Here is an 18,032-nt window from a genome sequence, read left to right on the forward strand (position 1 = left end):
GTGGCACAGCAAGATGGGGGCAATTTTATGGCCAATGAGCAATTGCAGACCGCCGGCGGGGCAACCGAGACGAGTTTTGCGACCGACGATTTCGCGGCATTGCTGAAAAAGGAATTCAAGCCCAACGACGCGGTTCGCGCCACCCGGATCGAAAGCGCGGTCGCGACGCTGGCCCAGCAGGCGCTGGCTGACACCACGATCGTGGGCAACGACGTGTTCGGCACGCTTGACGCGATCCGCTCGGCGATTGACAAGAAACTGACCGATCAGGTCAACGCGATCATCCACCACGACGATTTCCAGAAGCTTGAGAGCGCATGGCGCGGGCTCAGCTATATGGTGATGAACACGTCGACCGGAAAAAATCTCAAGATCCGGGTGATGAATGTCGCCAAGGACGAATGCCGCAAGATGTTCCGGCAATACCGCGATGCGGCCTGGGACCAGAGCCCGCTGTTCAAACGCATTTATGAATCCGAATTCGGTCAGCTCGGCGGCCAGCCGTACGGCTCGTTCGTGTGCGATTACTATTTCGATCATTCAGCGCCCGACCTCGAGGTGATGAAAGGGCTCAGCAAGATTGCCGCGGCCTCGCATGCACCGATGATTGCCGCCGCGGCGCCGGGGTTGATGGGCATGGAAAGCTGGGAAGAGCTGTCCAATCCACGCGACCTGGGCAAATTGTTCGACGCGACCGACTATGCCGCGTGGCGGACGTTCCGTGATTCCACCGACAGCCGGTATATGGCTTTGACAATGCCGCGCTTCCTGGGTCGCCAGACGTATGGTGCCAAGACCGAGCCGGTCGAGGAATTCGATTTCGAAGAAGATACACGCGGCGCGCACGACAAGCATCTTTGGGTCAATTCGGCCTATGCAATGGGTGTGCGCATTACCGAGGCGTTTTCGACGTACGGCTGGGTCACGCGCATTCGCGGCGTGGAATCGGGCGGCACGGTCGAAAATCTGCCGACCGCGATGTTCCCGACCGACGACGGCGGGATCGATATGAAATGCCCCACCGAAATCGCGATCTCCGACCGGCGTGAGGCCGAACTGTCGTCGTCGGGGCTGATGGCGTTGATCCATCGCAAGAATACCGACCAGGCGACCTTTATCGGTGGGCAGACGTTGCATCGTCCCAAAGGCTATATCGACGCCGATGCCACTGCGAATGCGAACCTGTCGGCGCGTCTGCCGTATATTTTCGCCAGCTGCCGGTTTGCGCATTACCTGAAATGCATGGTGCGTGACTGGGTCGGCGGGACACGTTCGGCCGAACAGATTTCGAAGGATCTGAACAGCTGGGTCCACCAGTATGTCGATGGCCAGCCGGATTCTTCGAGTGAGGAAACCAAGGCCCGGCAACCCTTGAAGGCGGCCAGTGTCGAGGTCGTGCCGGACGAGGAAAATCCGGGGTTCTACAAGGGCAAATTCCTGTTCGTGCCGCATTACCAGATGGAAGGCATGGACGTTTCGCTGAGCATGGTTTCACGGTTGCCAAAGGCCGCCGGATAAAACCCGTATTACTCGTCCTATCAACCAAAACATCAAAGCAGGAGCTGAACCGTGGGCACCAATGTAGACATGTTCTTGAAAATAGATGGTATTTCCGGTGAGTCGCAGGATAGCGCTCACAAAGGTGAAATTGAAATCGACAGCTTTACCTGGGGAGTTTCCAACATCGGCACCGCGTCGAGCGGCAGCGGCCTGGGTTCGGGCAAAGCTTCGTTCCAGGATTTTACGGTGATCAAAAACGCGGACGCAGCGACCCCGGTGCTGATGCAGAATTGTGCCACCGGTACGCATATCAAGAATGCGGTGCTGACCATTCGCAAGGCGGGCGGCAAGAAGCTCGAATACTACAAGGTCAAATTCACCGACTTGCTCATTTCCAGTTTTTCGAACGCCGGATCGGGGGACAACTCGGTCCCGATCGAAAGCATCAGCATCAATTATACGAAAATTCAGATCGCCTATACCCAACAACAACAGGATGGTTCGGGCGGCGCAGTGTCCAACGGCGGTTATGATCTGAAAGCCGGTACGACTATCTGACCGGATTGACTGCTGCGCCATGACCGACGCCGATACTCTGTTGCGTGAAGGCGATCTCGACGGTGCCCGCCAGGCACTTGTCGGGATCGTCCGCACGCAACCATCGAACCAGCAGGCGCGGATGTTCCTGTTCCAGCTTTTGGCGATTGCCGGCGAATGGGACAAGGCCCACAGCCAATTGCAGGCCCTGGCGCAACTCAGTGCCGAGGCGCAGATGCTGGCCGTGGCGTATGGTCAGGCGATCGCTGCGGAAAAGCAGCGCGCGGCGATTTTTGCAGGTGCCGCGCCGATGCCACTGCTGCGTGGCGAAGGCACATGGGCACAGGACCTTGCACAGTCGATTACCGCGCTGGCCAAAGGCGATATTGCGCAAGCCGACGATTTGCGCCTGGCCGCTTTCGATGCCGCGCCCGATAACCCTGGGGGCTGCAATGGCGACCGCTTTGACTGGATAGCCGATGCGGACACGCGGTTTGGGCCTGCGATCGAGATTATCATGGGCGGGCGTTATGGCCTGATCGGGTTCGACCAGATCGCCGCGATCCGCAGCAAAGGTCCCCGCGATTTGCGCGATACCGTGTGGTACCCGGTCGAAGTGTTCATGCGCCAGGGCCAGTCGGCGGCGGCAATGCTGCCCGCGCGTTACCCCGGCAGCGAAACGGCCGACAGCGCGTTGCGCCTGGCGCGCTCGACCGACTGGATTGAATGCGATTGGGGGCAACAGGGGCTGGGCCAGCATGTGTGGACAGTGTCCGGGGGCGCTGACTGCGGCATTCTGGAAATCCGCGACCTCGTGTTCGACTGATGGCGCAACCGGCGGGGCGGGGGCGCCTGAATCCGACAATCTTTGATAAATTGGTCAGCGGCAACGTGGTTTCGGGCACGGCCGCGGGCAACGGTGCGCCGAGCGGTGAAAAAGCCACGACCCTGACCACGTTTTCAGAACACGAGATCGACCGGTTCAACGAGTCCGGGCTGCGCGCCAGCGTCAAGCGTGAGCTTGCCTGGTTGCTGAACACAACCAATCTGGGCGCTGCGATCGATCTCGAACCCTATCCGCACGTCAAGACCAGTGTGCTCAATTACGGGGTGCCCGATCTGGCGGGCAAATCGATTACACGCAGGCTGGTGATGCAGCGCGCGCGCGATATCCGCAAGGCGGTGCAGACGTTCGAGCCGCGTTTCGCCGAGAACAGCCTGACGATCGATGTGTCGGATTCGATCGAGCGTGAAAATGCAGTCACGTTCGTGATCCAGGGCAATATCGGTTCGGCGCTGCAGGCGATACCGGTCAAATTGCGGACCGATGTCGAAAGCGACACCGCCGCCGTTACAGTGCGGGACTGACCGGATGGACCCGCGTTTCCTGCGATTTTACAACGAAGAGCTCGCCTATCTTCGTGAAAGCGCGCGCGAATTCGGTGAAGAACATGAGGCCGTCGCATCGCGCCTCGGCCTGAAAACGCCGACCGACCCCGATCCTTATGTCGAACGCCTGCTGGAGGGCGTGGCGTTTCTGGGCGCGCGCGTGCAATTGAAACTGGCGGACCAGTACCCTGAATTTACCCAGCATCTGCTTGCGGCGGTGCAGCCGCATTATCTCGCGCCGATGCCATCGATCTGCGTCGCCGCGTTCGAACCCAAGGAGAACGACCCGGCGCTGGCGACCGGCCACGTGATGCCGCGCGGCACGCCACTGACCGCGATTGCGGCGCAACAAGGCAATGCGCCGGTAATTTTCACGACAGGCCATGCCGTGACACTGTACCCGCTGAAAATCACCGAGGCCGAATTCCTGGGATCGCGCGCGGCGGTGGCCAGTTTCGTGGCGACGTCAAATCTGCGCGCCGAATGCGGCCTGCGCCTGCGTTTTGAATCCACCGGAGGCATGGCGCTCGATACGCTCGATATCGACAGCGTGCCGATTTATCTGGACGGTTCCGAAGACATTCCCGGAGAATTGTACCGTCAGATGATCGGCGAAACGGTCGCCGCATTTGCCCGGCCAGCCGCCTCTGCCTCGGCGCGTGCGATCGAATTGCCCATGCCCGAACAAGTCGGCTTCGCGGATGACGAGGCGCTGCTCCCGCCCGAACAGCGTTCGTTTCGCGGCTATCGCCTGCTGGCCGAGTTTTTCGCCTGCCCCGAACGGTTTCTGTTTGTCCGGCTGGGCGGGCTGCGCAAGGCATTCGCTGCGGCAAAAGGGGGACCGTGCGATATCGTCCTGCTGTTTTCGCGCGCCGCGCCGGTGCTGACAGGCGCGGTTGCACCCGCCAATTTCCGCCTGTTCGCGACGCCCGCGATCAATCTTTTCGAAAAACAGCTGGGGCGCGTCGCGGTCAATGCCACCGATCACGAGTTCCATGTCGTGCCCGACCGCACGCGGCCGCTCGATTTCGAAGTGTTTCGCGTGCTTGAGATCGAGGCGCATTTGCGCGACGAGCTCCACCCGCGTCCGGTCGCGCCGCTCTACGCGCTGGGAGCGCTGCTGTACGATTGGCGCGAGGCACTGTTCTTTGCGCCGCGCCTGACCATGCGCCGGCTCTCGACCAAGGCGCAACGCTTGATGCGCCGCAATGACTATATCGGCACCGAGATGTATATCGCGCTGACCGCACCGGGCAATCCCGAGCGGCTGGACGCGATCAAGGAGCTCGCGATCAAGGCGCTGGTCACCAACCGGGACCTGCCGTCGGAATTGACGTTTCGCGGCGCCGAGCATTTCAGTGTTCCGGGCGGCCCGGTGCGCGGCGTGACCGTTTTGCGCAGCCCGACGCGGCCGCGCCCGCCGATGGGACTGGCCGATGGCGCGTGGCGGGTAATCGCGCACCTGACGCCGAATTATGCCTCGCTTGCGCCCGAAGATGGCGATGATCCGTCGATGCTGCGCGATCATCTGGCGCTGTACGGGCGGCAGGACGACGCGGGCATGCGGCGCCAGATCGACGGCATCAGCGCGGTCAGTTCGCGACCGGTGATGCGGCGCATCCCGGGCCGGGGCCAGATGGCCGTGGCCCGGGGCAGCCGCATCCGCCTGGTGCTGGATGAAGGCTCGTATCACAAAGGGCAGCTGTTTCTGTTTTCGGCGGTGGTCGAGCGGTTTCTCGCCGAATTCACCACGATCAACAGTTTTACCGAGACTATCGTCGAAACCCGCGGAGAGGGAGTGGTGATGCAATGGCCGGCACGGATCGGGCGCAAGTCGACGATCTGATCGACTGGACCGCGCTCGCCGCAAAGCTGCCCGAAGCGGGGCTGTTTGCGGTCGTGCGCCATATCGAAGCGCGGCGCGCCGAGCTCCCGCGTCTGGGCGCCGCGCGTCTGCCGTCGCAAAATGTTGTCGACCTCGCGCAACAACCGGCGATGGGTTTTGTCGGCGGGACACTGGCGTCGATCGAGCCGCATCACGGTCGCCACCAGTTGCGCGGGTTCTGGCTCGGGCTGACCGGGCCGATGGGGCCACTGCCCTCGCACATGACCGAATATGCGTGCCATGAACGGCGCCATGCCGCCCAGACGCCCTATAGCGACTGGCTCGACGTGCTGGCGGGCCGCATGCTGCAACTGTTCTACCGCGCATGGGCTGATTCACAGCCGGCGGCACAGGCTGACCGTCCCGATGGGGACAAGTTTGCGGGGTGGGTCGGCATGCTTACGGGTGCTTCGGCCGGCGCACGCGACGATCAGGACTTTTTTACGCGCGCGCGCGCGCACTATGCCCCGGTGTTTGCGGGATCGCGCAGTGCGGTGGCGATCGAGGACGCGTTGTCGCATCTGTTGCGCCAGCCGGTGCGGGTGTTCGAATATATCCCCAAGTGGCGCAGTTTCGAAGCCGAAGACCGCACGTGCCTGTCGCGCAAATTCGTGACGCTGGGCCGCGACGCGGTGCTTGGCCGGCGCGTGTTCAGCGCAGCCGACGCTTTCCGGGTGGTGGTGCGCGCGCGCAATTTCGCCGATTACCGGTCAATGCTGCCGGGCGGTACGCGCTTTGCCGTCGCCGCCGAAGCGATCGAGGCGTTCAAGCCGACGCATCTGGAATGGGACCTGTGCGTCGAAGTTGACGATCGAGACGCGCCGGCGGTTCGGCTCGACGGCTCGGTCCGGCTCGGCTGGTCGAGTTGGGTCAAGCGCCCGGCGCATGGCGTCGGACAATTCATTCGCGCCGACGCGCATCTTCGCAAATCGAGTCTTGGAAAAAGGAAACCGGCAGTATGACCGAGATCAGCCGCAGCGCCCTGTTCGGGCGGCTCAACCAGACATCGCTCAAGGCGGTCGAAACCGCGACCGGGTTTTGCAAGATGCGCGGTAACCCTTACGTCGAACTGGTCCACTGGCTTCACGTGCTGGTGCAGGATCCGCAAAACGACGTGGCCGCCATCCGCACGGCGTTCGGTCTCGACGACGAGGCCCTGGCGCGCAATATCGTGGCGACGCTCGACAGCCTGCCGCGCGGAGCCACCGCGATTTCCGATTTCTCGCCGTTGATCGAGGAAACGATCGAAAAGGGCTGGCTTTACGCGTCGCTGCAATTCGGTGCAGGTCGCATCCGGACCGGGCATCTGCTGTATGGCATGCTCAAGACCGCCACTCTGAAGAATGCGCTGTTTGCGATCAGCGGCGAATTCCGCAAGGTGCAAGTCGAGAAACTGGGCGATGAGTTTGAATCGCTGTGCGCAAGTTCGCATGAAACCACGCAAGTCGATGCGGGCAGCGGGGGTGGCGGCGGCGCTGGCGGTGACGGCGCTGCGCCCGTTGCCGAAGGCGAGGCGCTCGTCAAATTTTCGGTCGATCTGACCCAGGCTGCGCGCGATGGCAAAATCGACCGGATCATCGGCCGCGATGCGGAAATCCGACAGGTGATCGATATCCTGCTGCGCCGCAGGCAGAATAACCCGATCCTAGTGGGCGAGGCGGGTGTCGGCAAAACCGCCGTGGTCGAAGGTTTTGCAAAGCGGATCGTCGACGGCGATGTTCCGCCGGTGCTGCTGGGCGTGACCTTGCGCAGTCTCGATATCGGGCTGATGCAGGCGGGCGCCAGCATGAAGGGTGAGTTCGAAAAGCGACTGCGACAGGTGATCGATGAAGTCGAGGCTAGCCCGACCCCGATCATCCTGTTCATCGACGAGGCGCATACGCTGATCGGCGCGGGCGGGCAGGCGGGCACCGGCGATGCGGCCAATCTGTTGAAACCGGCGCTGGCGCGCGGATTGCTGCGCACGGTTGCGGCGACCACGTATGCCGAATATCGCCAGTATTTCGAAAAGGATCCGGCACTCACCCGGCGGTTTCAGACGGTCGATGTGGGCGAACCTGATACCGACAAGGCGATTGCGATGTTGCGATCGGTGGCGCCGATGATGGAGCGCCATCACGCGATCGTGGTGTTGGACGAAGCGGTCGAAGCCGCGGTCAAGTTGTCGCAGCGGTATGTGCCGGCGCGCCAGTTGCCCGACAAGGCGGTCAGCCTGCTCGATACGGCCGGAGCGCGGGTCGCGGTGTCGCAGCATGCGACGCCCGCCCAGGTCGAGGATCGGCGGCGCAAGCTGGAACTGCTGGAATTCGAACGCGACGTGGCGGCGCGCGAGGCGGGCGGCCAATATACCAGCGGCGACAAACTGCCCAAACTGGACGAAGCGATCGCAGAGGCCCGCGCGGCGGTGGACGAAATCACGGCCAAGTGGGATGCGGAAAAGGCTGCGCTCGTCGGCGTGATTGCGGCACGCGATGCCTTGGCGCAGGCGCGAACCGCAGCGGCGGATGGAGAGGTACCGGGCGAAGCCGAACTGAAAGGCAATCTGGCCACCGCCATCGCCACGATGTCGCACACGCAGGGCGATGCGCCGATGGTGTTTGCCGTGGTCGATCAGGATGCGGTGGCAGCGGTGGTCGGCGACTGGACCGGCATCCCGATGGGTCGCATGGTCAAGAACGAGATCGAAAGCGTATTGACGATTGCCGATCAGTTGAAAGCGCGTGTGATCGGCCAGGATCACGCGATGGACGCGATCGCCAAGCGCATCCAGACGAGCCGCGCCAAACTGGACAATCCGAACAAACCCGTCGGCGTGTTCATGCTGTGCGGCCCATCGGGCGTGGGCAAGACCGAAACCGCGATGGTGCTGTCCGAGCTACTGTTTTCGGGCGATGACAGCCTGATCGTGATCAACATGAGCGAGTTCCAGGAGGCGCACACCGTCTCGACGCTGAAAGGTGCGCCGGCCGGCTATGTCGGGTATGGCCAGGGCGGGGTGCTGACCGAAGCCGTGCGGCGCCGGCCGTATTCGGTGGTGCTGCTCGATGAAGTGGAAAAAGCGCATTCCGATGTCCACGAGATGTTTTTCCAGGTTTTCGACAAAGGGTTCATGAACGATGCCGAAGGGCGCTACATCGATTTCAAGAACACACTGATCCTGCTGACCAGCAATGTCGGCACCGACCTCATCATGACGATGAGCGAGGACGAGGAGATGAAGCCGGAAGCAGAGCCGCTGGCACAGGCACTGCGGCCCGAACTGCTCAAGGTGTTTCCGCCCGCATTGCTGGGGCGGCTGAATGTCCTGCCGTACTATCCGTTGTCGCCCACGATGCTGAAAGGCATCGTGCGTATCCAGTTGAACCGCATCGTGAAACGCGTCGCCGAAAGCCACGCAATCACGCTGACTTATGGCGAGGATGTGGTCGATCACATTGTCGAACGTTGCAATGAAAGCGCAAGCGGCGGGCGCATGATCGACAACATCCTGACCAATTCAATGCTGCCCGACCTGTCGATCGAATTGCTGGGGCGGCAGATGAATGGTGATGAGGTCAAGACGATTGCGGTACGCGCCGATGGGGATCGATTTGCTTACGAATTTGCATGATCAGCGGGTCGGTCGCGCTGGTTTCGGTTAATTCCGAAAGAGTTCACGCGGCGGTGCATTGGGGCCATCGGAAATAGCCTGCACTTGCCAGGTCGATGCTGGACTGATCAGATCAGCGGTCTCGAGCGCTGCTATCAGATCAGTCCAGGAAGGGTCGCCCATTGCCATCTCCGCTTTGCCTCCATCGACGAATTCCATTGAGAGAACGATGATATCGCCAACAAACGCGTCGCGGTGGAAAAGCGTGGCGCGTTTCAAGTGCGCCAAGGCATGACGATGCTGCAATGTTTCACCAGAATATACGCAAACATGGCCGTTCGCTACGACCGTGCGCGGTCTGCGCGCCTTCAAGCGATCGATGATCAACCTGTTGATCCGATTAACGAAGCTCATGGCCGTCGCCACCGAATTGTCGTTACGTAATCATATAACGCTTCTCCACCCTGCGAACCCGCCCAAGCGCCGATTGCACCCAAACCCAGACCGCCGCCGATACCGCCAACAAAACATGCCCCCGCTTCGGTTACCTCGCCGGCAATCGGGAGGACCAGCGAAGGTGAGGCGATCACTGCCGCCGTTGCGCAGCCCGCCCAAGCGCCGCCCCATCCGCCAACGGAACCACCCGCCAACGCACCGCCTTCACGCGATGCCACGCGTGCGCGCTGCTCAGGAGGCGCTTCCACGATGACAACAACGGTCAGGACAAGGCTCAAGACGATCATCCCACGACCGGCCATGCGCATGTTGACCGTCAAGCGGTCGACGATCTCATTTGTCTTCCCTACGCTGCGCAAGATGGCTTCATTGCTGCCTTTTCGCGCGATCAGGGCCTCGTAATCCGGCAGTTCATCGATCGGTTTTTTTATTTCCGAGTATAACTTGCCCATTGGACTCAAGGGCTTGCGTGCGTCTCTGACCAATGCATTGCGCTGATCGATGAGTGCGCGGGCTTCCGGTTCCGATATGTTACCGCGTTGCAAAAGCTGTTTGGCCTGCTTGGTGAACACAGAGTTTGATGTCTGGTATATTGCGCGTTGATACGCGTCCCAATCAAGATTTGTCCCCACCCCAATAGTTGCGCTAGACACTGTCTGCATTGCCGGGCTGTATAGGAACTGACGGTCATCCTGTTGGGCGGAGGCCATGCGTTTTTCCTCGTTCAGGAGAATTCATCGACGAACGTTTGTCTTTACCCGTGTCGCGTCCTCGTGCCAAACTGTTCCGACGCTTTGGCTGAGGCGGGCAGATAGAGACAATTCACTGGTGTGACGTCTATCGCTGGCGACGATATAGTCGCTATTTAGGGTGACTGCATGCTGTTGCAGCAAGTATCCTTGGAGTCGCCATGACCACCCCTTACGACAACGTCGCTTACCCATCGGCGGTCCATGCCATCACGCATCCCGAACGTCTGGGCGTCGCGGCTCGGTTGGCGGGGCTCCATCCGGCGACAATGAACAGGGCGCGCGTGCTGGAAATCGGCGGGGGCGATTGCCTGGGGCTGATCGCGTTCGCGGCGGCTTATCCGGACAGCGTGTGCCATGGCTTTGACCTGGCCCCCAGCACAATTGCGCGGGGGCGGGTCATCGCCGGCGCCGCCTGTCCCAATGTCACGCTCGCAGTGGCCGACATCATGACCGCGCACGAAGTCTATGCACCCGCCTCGTTCGACTATGTGATTGCGCATGGCGTTTATGCCTGGGTCCCGGCGCCGGTGCGGGCCGCGCTGATGACGCTGATCGCGCATGTGCTGGCGCCGCATGGCGTGGCGCTGGTCAGTTACAATGCGCTGCCTGGGGGACATATCCGGCAGATGCTGCGTGAAATGGTGCTGCATATGGTCGACGGCATCACCGATCCGGAGGAGCGCATCGGCCAGGCTCGCGCGTTTCTGAAAGCGTATGCGCGGCCCCGCGACGATGACGATCCACTGCAGGCGGGGTTGCGGTTGCAGGCTGCGTCGATGGCCGAGCGGCCTCCTACAGTGCTGATCCATGATGAAATGGGCGATTGCTTCGCGCCGCAATCGCTGTCGCAAGTGGTTGATGCGGCGAACCGTGCAGGATTGCGGTTCTTGACCGATGGCGGTCGCGATCGCCTGCTCCATGGCTTTCTCGACCACGGGGCAGGGCCCAGCGACGATCCCGATCGCGACGTTTTGGCCGCCGCGCAAGTATACGACTATGCCAATTTGACGTTCTTTAGATCAACCTTGCTGGTGCGGGCCGATGCCCCGATCGATCGCCGGCTCGATCCTGCGCGGCTCGACGGGTTATGGGCGAGTGCCGCATTCAACGCGCTTGGCGGGAAAGAATTTTCGGCCGGTGACGATCAGTTTACGATTGACGATCCGGATTTTGCCGGCCGGATGCGTGATCTCGCCGAAGTTGCGCCGGCGCGCCTGCCGGTCAGCGATCTGGCGACTTCGCCCGAACAGGCGATGGCGCTGATCGATCTTGTGCGCGAATGGTATGCCCACCTGCATTTCGGTCCGGCGCCTTACGCAATTGCTCCCGGGGAACGCCCCTGCACGAGCGCACTGGTCCGCCAGACCTTGGCGCGGGGCGAGGATCTGGTGGTGACGCTGGCGCACCGCATGCTGCACATCGACAAGCCCGCGCTGGCGGCGCTGTTGCTTGCGGCGGATGGCACCCGCTCGATCGAAGAGATCTGCGCGATGAGCCACGGTATTGCTTCAGCCGAGGTACGTCCGGCTCTGGCGAAGGCTGGCGGTCTCGGCTTGCTGATCGCCTGATCGTTGCGAGCGGGGCGCCAAGCGTTCATATGTACAGGCGGCCTTGCGGCATCGGGCTGGGGAATCCCGGCTGGTCGTATTTCGGGTCAGTCGCAATCTATCCGGCGGTCCACACCTTCGCGAAAAGTTCAAGTCTGGTTCTTTGAAAACAAAATGATACTTCTGATCCCAAAGGCACTTCCAATGCCAAGCCAGGATCGAGAAGCCTTATGAACGCTAGCCCCTTTTCCAATCCGTCACGGGTGTTCGAGGATCTCGCACAGGCGCGTAAACAGCCCGGTCTTACCTGGAGCGAGGTGATGAAACGTTGGGTCGTGTCACGCCACGACGATATCGTGACAGCCTTGCACGACCCCGCCACGTTTTCGTCCCGTCCGACGGTGCCGGATATGCCAAATCACGTTCTTGAAGCGTTCTCGGGCAAGGTTCCGCTGCGTGGCACGTTGATCGGCCATGACAATCCGATCCACGACCGGCTCCGTGCTGCGGTCAACACGTTCTTCATGCCACGTCGCATCGCACGTTTCGAAAGCTGGATCGAGGCGCAGGCCCATGCCTTGATCGACGCGTTCTACGAAGAAGGCGAGGTGGACTTCCGCGCTCGCTTCTCTTCGCCGCTTCCGCTCAAGGTCATCAGTCACATCGTGGGCCTCGATCCGGATCGGTCGGATGTGTATTTCAAGGCGCTGCAGTTCTTTTCGTCGCCGGGCCCCGAGAAGCTCCAACCGCTAATCGATTTCCATGACGAGGCGATGGCTGCGATCGAGGCACGTCGCTATCGGCGTCATGATGATCTGATGAGCCACGTCTGGAATCTGCGGGATTCGGGCGAGGCCGAGATGGACGATTTCGAGATGCTGTCGCTGTTCCCCGGGCTGATGCTTGCGGGTCACGAGACGTCGGCGAACCTGATTGTGATGGCGCTGACCCACATGCTCGCCCGGCCGGGCGTCTACGAGACCGCACAGGCCGGCAACGCGTCGCGGTCGCGCGCGATCGAGGAAGCGCTTCGTTTCGAAGCGCCGATCACGGGCATGCCGCGCCGTGTGACCTGTCCGGTCAATCTGGGCGGCACGGAGCTGAAGCCCGGCGATGAGGTATTCCTCGCCTATGCGTCCGGGAACAGGGATCCGCAATATTACGAACGGCCCGATGAGTTCGACGTGGAGCGCAGCGGAACGCAGCAGCACATCGGTTTTGCACAGGGCATTCATGCATGCCTGGGGGCCCCGCTCGCGCGACTTCTGCTGAAGGTGGAAATGCGGGTCATCGCTGATCGGCTGCCCAATTTGCGGTTTGGCAAGGCGTATGAGGACAGGCAATATCTGCCGGTGCGCGAGGTTCGCGCTCTGGTCGATACGCCGTTCGCCTGGGACGTGACCGACGAGGGTCGGGCCAAGGCGGGACGGCACCCCAAGCCGTCCGAGATCGGCAACGACGACGGGGGGATGCGTGGCCATGTCATAGCGCGGCGCAAAGTCGCGACCGACGTCGTGGAGATCGTCCTGGCTGCCGACGCAGGCGCTCTGCCGGCATGGACACCGGGCGCCCATGCCGAAATCGAGTTGCCCAACAGCGTGATCCGGCAATATTCCCTGACCGGTGAGCAGACCGATAATGGGCAGTGGACGGTTGCGGTTCTACGGGAGGCCGATGGTCGCGGTGGATCCCGGCTTATGCATGACGATTTGCCTGTCGGTTCGAAGATCAGAGTGAGGCCGCCCCGCAATCACTTTCCGCTCTCCGGCGAGGGGCCGGTATTGCTGATCGCGGGCGGCATCGGAATCACGCCGATGATCCCCATGCTGGCTGCGGCAGAAGCGCGTGGCAGACATGCTGAGCTTCTCTACCTTGGCAAATCCCGGGACGGCATGGCCTATGCCAGTGAGGCCCAGGCGCGTGGACAGGATCGTGTGACGGTGTGGCCTGCGCAGGAAAAGGGGCGGTTTGACCTAGCTGCGCGGTTGTCGACAGTGTCATCGGACACGACCGTCTATTGTTGCGGACCCGAGCGCCTGATCCAAGCCGTCGAGCAGGCATGCGAAAAATTCGGTCTTACCTGCCGGGTCGAGCGTTTTGTTCCCGCCCGGTTCGACGACAGCACGAACGAGCCGTTCGAGATCGAGCTTCGCTCAACCGGTGAAGTGCTGCCGGTTGGAGCCGGCGAGACGATCCTGTCGGTCCTCGGACGCCGTGGGATCTTTGTTCAGTCCACGTGCCAACAAGGCACCTGCGGCACGTGCGAGGTTGGCGTCGTTGAAGGCGATATCCTCCATCGGGATTCGGTCCTCACAAAAGAAGAGCGCGCCGCCGATGATACCATCATGGTGTGCGTATCCCGCTGTGCCGGGAAGCGGCTGGTTCTCAAACTGTGATTACGCAATAGGTTCGCCGCCTGTCTGGCAGGGCAATTGCCGGACGTGTATTTGGATAACTGCCGTCTTCTCTTGCCTGATTTATTGGGCAGAAAATTGGTCTGATGTTCGCCAATACTGGTTGATCGAACGCGTCTTTGCAGAGCCAGGTCATAGTACAAATAGACCAGAATTTTTCCGCACAAATACCAGGAACATCCCTTCATCCGATCGGTTTAACCGTTCAAGCGGATTGGGTGGCTGCAATCCGCTGTGAATTGCATTCTGCATGAACATTTCTTTGGTTATCTTTAAAGGAAATTATTGTGAACAAAGACGAATTTCAGGGCGGGGCTCGTTATGCCGGCGGCAAAGTCGAAAAGGCAGTGGGCGACGCTGTTGATAGCCGCAGCTGGACCGTCGACGGTGTCGTGGACCAGGTTGCCGGCGGAGCGCAGCATACCCTTGGCCGGGTAAAGTCGATTGCCGCAGACGCGATCGATAGCGCGCCGGAGCTGGCCGACGAAGCGCGCGACCGGCTGAAAGCCGCTGGCGGTCAGGTGGTCGATTCGGTCAAGCAAGGCAGCCAGGCGGCAGTGCAGACCGTGCAGGATCAGCCTGTAATCTGGGCCATCGCTGCGGCAGCGGTCGGTTATGGCCTGGCCTGGTTTATCCATGGTCGTCGCGATTGATAATCGTTGTGGGGCGTCGTGCAAATCCCTGCGCGAAAGCGCTGATCTGCGTCGTTTGCGCCAGATCATCGTCGGTATTGACGAAGGTGTGATTCGATCGATCCGGATCAGAGCATGCTGTGGGCGAACGACGCCGCCTTGGCCATGCACGGCGTGAACGAGCGGTGCCAATTGCGCTATCGCAACAACCACGTCGTCAAGGCGGACCCCACTCCGATCGAACGCGTCGTTGCGGGCGATTGCTTCCGATACGCGGACCTGCCACATTTCATCCGGCCGGGTCGTCCGCCAGTTCGATCCAGACCGGCGCATGATCGCTCGATTTCTCCCAGCCGCGCACATGCCTGTCGACCTGGGCATCGGTCAGGCGCGCGGACAGCGCGGGGCTGAGCAGCATGTGATCGAGGCGCAGACCCGCATTGCGCTGATAGGCGTTCCGGAAATAGTCCCAGAAGGTGTAGATCGTCTCGTCTGGATGGATCGTGCGTAGCGCATCGGTCCAGCCCTGATCGATCAGCCGCGCGAATGCGGCGCGGACTTCGGGCGCAAACAGCGCATCGTCGGTCCAGCGCTCGGACTTGTAGACGTCCTTGGCGGTCGGCATGACATTGAAATCGCCGGCCAGGATTACGGGAAGTCCGGTCTCCACAAGGCCGGCGGCGTGGGCGATCAGACGATCGAACCACGCCATCTTGTAATCGAATTTGGGGCCGGGCCGGGGGTTGCCATTGGGCAGGTACAGCCCGGCGATCAGCACGCCGTTGACCGCAGCCTCGATATAACGGCTCTGTGGCGGATCCTGGCCGATGCCGGGTTCGCCGGGCAATCCGCGCCGTGTCTCGTGGATTTCGCCGACCCGGCTGAGGATCGCCACGCCATTCCAGCTTTTCTGGCCGTGCCAGATTGCCTGGTAGCCAAGATCCTCGATCGGGCCTCGCGGGAATTTGTCCTGCGGCGCCTTCAGTTCCTGCAAAATGACGACATCGGGTGCGCTTTCGCGCAGCCAGCGCGTCAGCACCGGCAGGCGGCCGTTGACGCCGTTTACGTTGTAGGTGGCGATCTTCATTGCGCGGGCTCGGTCGCGCGGGCAAAGCGATAGCTGGTCTGTTCGAAGTGCAGCGCGCGGAAAAATCCGTGTGCATTGTTCACTTCGATGTCGCTCAGCGCTTCGAAGCGGGTACAGCCGCTTTTGCGCAGCGCGGCTGCGGCGCCCTCGACAAGGGCGGTGCCGATGCCCTTGCGGCGGTGCGGTTCGGCGACGTGAAGCAGCGTCAGGCGGCCGACCGGGCCATGCTGGAGCGTGGCGATCATGACAAAGGCGCAGCAGCCGATGGCATCGCCGCGTTCGGCGATGACCACGCCGCCGCCGGCTTTGAACATCGCAGCCAGATTGCGTGCCAGTGTTGCCTGGTCGAGTTTGACGCCGGGCATGTCGCGCAACAAAGGTGCGAGCAAGACCGCATCCGCCGGTTTTGCCGGGCGGATGATCGTTTCGGGCTCGGGCGCCGGCGCTGGCGGCTCGGGCGTCGCTGGCAATTTGGCGGCAGGCCGGGATTTTGGCGCGGATTTGGCATCGCGTGGGGGCGCATGATCCCGCTTGCTTCTGGCCGGCGTGCTTCGGGCCGAGGCTTTCCACGTGCCGATGGCATCGCCGCGCAAATAGCCCTCGATGTCGGCAGGCGATGATTCAAGGCCGTTCGCGCCGATCCCCAGCAGCGGTTTTCCGCCACCATCGGTCAGGCCATATTTACCGTAGTCGCCCGAGCCGGGCTTGCGCCGGCGCGACCTGACGAGTTTGAGACCGCGATGTTCGGCCATGTCGTGCAGGGTTTCGTCGCTTGTCGCTTGGGCCATGATGAAAGAACCCGCGATTGTTGCGCCGGTTCCCGAGCGGGGACGGCCGAATCCGGAACATCATCCGGTTTCGTCGGTTTCGATAAACAGGCTGAAAACTTGAAGCGGCAGCGGGCGCTCTTGCGGTGAGCACCGTGCACCCGGTTCAAAGGTTTGAAAACCGAAGCTGTTCGTCACTTAATGGAGGGATATCAAAATGCTTTATACTATCGCAATTGTGCTGTTGGTCTTGTGGGTACTCGGCTTTGTGGTCGTGCCGGTCGGCGGGGGTCTTATTCACATCCTGCTCGTCATCGCGGTGATCGTGCTCCTGTTCCAGCTGATCAGCGGCCGACGCGCAGTTTAAACTCCAGATATTGAACGTGGGGCGATGGCTGCGGCTGTCGCCCCTGTCATTGCCGGCCCGGCCCCCGGAACGATGATAGGTCGTTCAACAGCGGTCGATACGTTGGTCGAGCGCAAGCGCAAGGTGGTCGATCATCGCGCGCAGCCGGGCATTGAGCAGCGGTGTGGGCGGATGCATGGCAAAGATTGCGGCATCGTGCGATCCGGCAAAAATCGGCAACACGCGGACCAGCGCGCCCGATTTCAACGCGGGAGCGACATCCCACAGCGATCGCAGCGCGATGCCACAGCCATCCAGCGCGAGTTCGCGAACGAGTTCGCTCGAATTGGTCCGCACGTGGCTGATCCCGTCGTGGACTGTGCTGCCGCCGGGGCCGGCGAGATGCCAGGGCAATTGCCCGTCGGCGGCGAGCAGGCGGTGGCCGCGCAAGTCGGCCAGTGTAGCGGGCACGCCATTGCTTGCGAGATACGCGGGCGACGCGCACAGCACGCGCCCGCTGGTGGCAAGACGATGCCCGACCAGGCTGACCGGCACATTGGCGGTCACGCGGATCGCCAGGTCGTAATCGCTGGCAAGCAGATCGACGAACTGGTCGGTCAGGTCGAGCGTCAGGTCGATCTGCGGATGCTGCAACAGGAAAGCGGGGAGGCAAGGCGCAAGGTGCATGCGGCCAAACGATGTCGGCGCGGTCATGCGCAAGCGGCCGGCGATCGACGTGCCGCGCCCGGCAATGCGGTCCTCGACCGCTTGCAGCATCCCGCGTGTCTGGTTCAAGGTATCGTGCAAATCGCGCCCGGCCTCGGTCAGCGCGAGCCGCCGCGTGGTGCGATGGAGCAGGCGCACGCCCAGCCGATCCTCCAGCCGCGTCAGCCGTTTCGACAGGCTGGCGGGCGACAGTCGCAGCGCGCGGGCGGCCGCCGACAGGCTGCCGGCGGAGAGAACTTGCAGGAAACTGTCATAGTCGGGATCGAACATTGTTAACCTGGGAGCAAAGGTGCGTTGACCTTTTTCGCTCTACCGATGAAGTGCGCGAGACGCTAGACCCGCCATACTGGTCATCCCGGCCTTGGTCCGGGATCCATTTTGCGCCGGCGCTATGACGAGGCGTGT

The 18,032-nt window shown here is 61.8% G+C and carries 16 protein-coding genes; 11 read left to right on the top strand and 5 right to left on the bottom strand.

Annotated elements, in window-relative coordinates; translation table 11 throughout:
• The first annotated feature begins 27 nt into the window (after nt 1-27).
• From tssC to tssH, 7 genes are read left to right on the top strand one after another with little or no spacing between them, the layout of a single operon-like run.
• Nucleotides 28-1,518 carry a type VI secretion system contractile sheath large subunit gene (tssC, locus tag ACOOE2_RS09285; protein ID WP_420382729.1) on the top strand — a complete coding sequence of 497 codons (1,491 nt, stop codon included), beginning with the start codon at nt 28-30 and terminating at the stop codon, nt 1,516-1,518.
• A 51-nt stretch (nt 1,519-1,569) separates the two neighbouring features.
• A complete protein-coding gene (locus ACOOE2_RS09290) occupies nt 1,570-2,058 on the top strand; it encodes an Hcp family type VI secretion system effector (protein WP_420382730.1) in 489 nt (162 codons plus the stop codon).
• Between the two features lie 19 nt (nt 2,059-2,077).
• Complete coding sequence (locus ACOOE2_RS09295; RefSeq protein WP_420382731.1) at nt 2,078-2,863, top strand: type VI secretion system accessory protein TagJ; 786 nt, start codon at nt 2,078-2,080, stop codon at nt 2,861-2,863.
• 50 nt (nt 2,864-2,913) lie between these two features.
• Nucleotides 2,914-3,405, top strand: coding sequence for a type VI secretion system baseplate subunit TssE (gene tssE / locus ACOOE2_RS09300; protein WP_420382732.1), 492 nt, complete (start codon nt 2,914-2,916; stop codon nt 3,403-3,405).
• 4 nt (nt 3,406-3,409) lie between these two features.
• Nucleotides 3,410-5,272: a type VI secretion system baseplate subunit TssF gene (tssF, locus tag ACOOE2_RS09305; RefSeq protein ID WP_420382733.1), complete on the top strand. Its 1,863-nt coding sequence runs from the start codon at nt 3,410-3,412 to the stop codon at nt 5,270-5,272.
• The gene (tssG, locus tag ACOOE2_RS09310) at nt 5,236-6,273 is read left to right on the top strand and encodes a type VI secretion system baseplate subunit TssG (protein WP_420382734.1); all 1,038 of its coding nucleotides are present in this window, start codon (nt 5,236-5,238) and stop codon (nt 6,271-6,273) included. Before tssF ends, tssG begins: the two co-directional genes overlap by 37 nt.
• Entirely contained in the window at nt 6,270-8,921 is a 2,652-nt protein-coding gene (gene tssH, locus ACOOE2_RS09315) for a type VI secretion system ATPase TssH (RefSeq protein ID WP_420382735.1), read from the top strand. The genes tssG and tssH overlap by 4 nt, the downstream gene beginning before the upstream one ends.
• A 27-nt stretch (nt 8,922-8,948) precedes the next feature.
• On the opposite strand, the gene ACOOE2_RS09320 is transcribed toward tssH, so the two are convergent.
• Both ACOOE2_RS09320 and ACOOE2_RS09325 read right to left on the bottom strand, forming a co-directional pair.
• Nucleotides 8,949-9,314: a hypothetical protein gene (locus ACOOE2_RS09320; protein ID WP_420382736.1), complete on the bottom strand. Its 366-nt coding sequence runs from the start codon at nt 9,312-9,314 to the stop codon at nt 8,949-8,951.
• Nucleotides 9,311-10,066: a hypothetical protein gene (locus ACOOE2_RS09325; RefSeq protein WP_420382737.1), complete on the bottom strand. Its 756-nt coding sequence runs from the start codon at nt 10,064-10,066 to the stop codon at nt 9,311-9,313. Before ACOOE2_RS09325 ends, ACOOE2_RS09320 begins: the two co-directional genes overlap by 4 nt.
• 200 nt (nt 10,067-10,266) lie before the next feature.
• On the opposite strand from ACOOE2_RS09325, the gene ACOOE2_RS09330 reads away from it, so the two are divergent.
• From ACOOE2_RS09330 to ACOOE2_RS09340, 3 genes are all read left to right on the top strand, one after another.
• Nucleotides 10,267-11,676 carry a methyltransferase domain-containing protein gene (locus ACOOE2_RS09330; protein ID WP_420382738.1) on the top strand — a complete coding sequence of 470 codons (1,410 nt, stop codon included), beginning with the start codon at nt 10,267-10,269 and terminating at the stop codon, nt 11,674-11,676.
• A gap of 209 nt (nt 11,677-11,885) precedes the next feature.
• Nucleotides 11,886-14,051 carry a cytochrome P450 gene (locus ACOOE2_RS09335; RefSeq protein ID WP_420382739.1) on the top strand — a complete coding sequence of 722 codons (2,166 nt, stop codon included), beginning with the start codon at nt 11,886-11,888 and terminating at the stop codon, nt 14,049-14,051.
• A gap of 305 nt (nt 14,052-14,356) precedes the next feature.
• Nucleotides 14,357-14,722, top strand: coding sequence for a CsbD family protein (locus ACOOE2_RS09340; protein ID WP_420382740.1), 366 nt, complete (start codon nt 14,357-14,359; stop codon nt 14,720-14,722).
• Nucleotides 14,723-14,990: 268 nt separating this feature from the next.
• Here the strand turns inward: ACOOE2_RS09340 and xth are convergent, their stop codons facing one another.
• Both xth and ACOOE2_RS09350 read right to left on the bottom strand, forming a co-directional pair.
• Nucleotides 14,991-15,788 carry an exodeoxyribonuclease III gene (gene xth / locus ACOOE2_RS09345; RefSeq protein WP_420382741.1) on the bottom strand — a complete coding sequence of 266 codons (798 nt, stop codon included), beginning with the start codon at nt 15,786-15,788 and terminating at the stop codon, nt 14,991-14,993.
• Nucleotides 15,785-16,576, bottom strand: a complete 792-nt coding sequence (locus ACOOE2_RS09350; RefSeq protein ID WP_420382742.1) for a GNAT family N-acetyltransferase — start codon at nt 16,574-16,576, stop codon at nt 15,785-15,787. Before ACOOE2_RS09350 ends, xth begins: the two co-directional genes overlap by 4 nt.
• 196 nt (nt 16,577-16,772) lie before the next feature.
• Here ACOOE2_RS09350 and ACOOE2_RS09355 point away from each other — a divergent pair, with 196 nt between their 5' ends.
• The gene (locus ACOOE2_RS09355; protein WP_420382743.1) at nt 16,773-16,922 is read left to right on the top strand and encodes a lmo0937 family membrane protein; all 150 of its coding nucleotides are present in this window, start codon (nt 16,773-16,775) and stop codon (nt 16,920-16,922) included.
• An 84-nt stretch (nt 16,923-17,006) separates the two neighbouring features.
• On the opposite strand, the gene ACOOE2_RS09360 is transcribed toward ACOOE2_RS09355, so the two are convergent.
• Nucleotides 17,007-17,897, bottom strand: coding sequence for a LysR family transcriptional regulator (locus ACOOE2_RS09360; protein WP_420382744.1), 891 nt, complete (start codon nt 17,895-17,897; stop codon nt 17,007-17,009).
• Between the last annotated feature and the right edge of the window lie 135 nt (nt 17,898-18,032).

It is taken from the genome of Novosphingobium sp. (assembly GCF_965214355.1).
Lineage (GTDB): Bacteria > Pseudomonadota > Alphaproteobacteria > Sphingomonadales > Sphingomonadaceae > Novosphingobium.

Coding starts and splice junctions, on each gene's coding strand:
- tssC (WP_420382729.1), top strand. CDS start 28: ATGGCCAATGAGCAATTGCAGACCGCCGGCGGGGCAACCGAGACGAGT.
- ACOOE2_RS09295 (WP_420382731.1), top strand. CDS start 2,078: ATGACCGACGCCGATACTCTGTTGCGTGAAGGCGATCTCGACGGTGCC.
- tssF (WP_420382733.1), top strand. CDS start 3,410: ATGGACCCGCGTTTCCTGCGATTTTACAACGAAGAGCTCGCCTATCTT.
- tssG (WP_420382734.1), top strand. CDS start 5,236: ATGGCCGGCACGGATCGGGCGCAAGTCGACGATCTGATCGACTGGACC.
- tssH (WP_420382735.1), top strand. CDS start 6,270: ATGACCGAGATCAGCCGCAGCGCCCTGTTCGGGCGGCTCAACCAGACA.
- ACOOE2_RS09320 (WP_420382736.1), bottom strand. CDS start 9,314: ATGAGCTTCGTTAATCGGATCAACAGGTTGATCATCGATCGCTTGAAG.
- ACOOE2_RS09325 (WP_420382737.1), bottom strand. CDS start 10,066: ATGGCCTCCGCCCAACAGGATGACCGTCAGTTCCTATACAGCCCGGCA.
- ACOOE2_RS09330 (WP_420382738.1), top strand. CDS start 10,267: ATGACCACCCCTTACGACAACGTCGCTTACCCATCGGCGGTCCATGCC.
- ACOOE2_RS09335 (WP_420382739.1), top strand. CDS start 11,886: ATGAACGCTAGCCCCTTTTCCAATCCGTCACGGGTGTTCGAGGATCTC.
- xth (WP_420382741.1), bottom strand. CDS start 15,788: ATGAAGATCGCCACCTACAACGTAAACGGCGTCAACGGCCGCCTGCCG.
- ACOOE2_RS09350 (WP_420382742.1), bottom strand. CDS start 16,576: ATGGCCCAAGCGACAAGCGACGAAACCCTGCACGACATGGCCGAACAT.
- ACOOE2_RS09355 (WP_420382743.1), top strand. CDS start 16,773: ATGCTTTATACTATCGCAATTGTGCTGTTGGTCTTGTGGGTACTCGGC.
- ACOOE2_RS09360 (WP_420382744.1), bottom strand. CDS start 17,897: ATGTTCGATCCCGACTATGACAGTTTCCTGCAAGTTCTCTCCGCCGGC.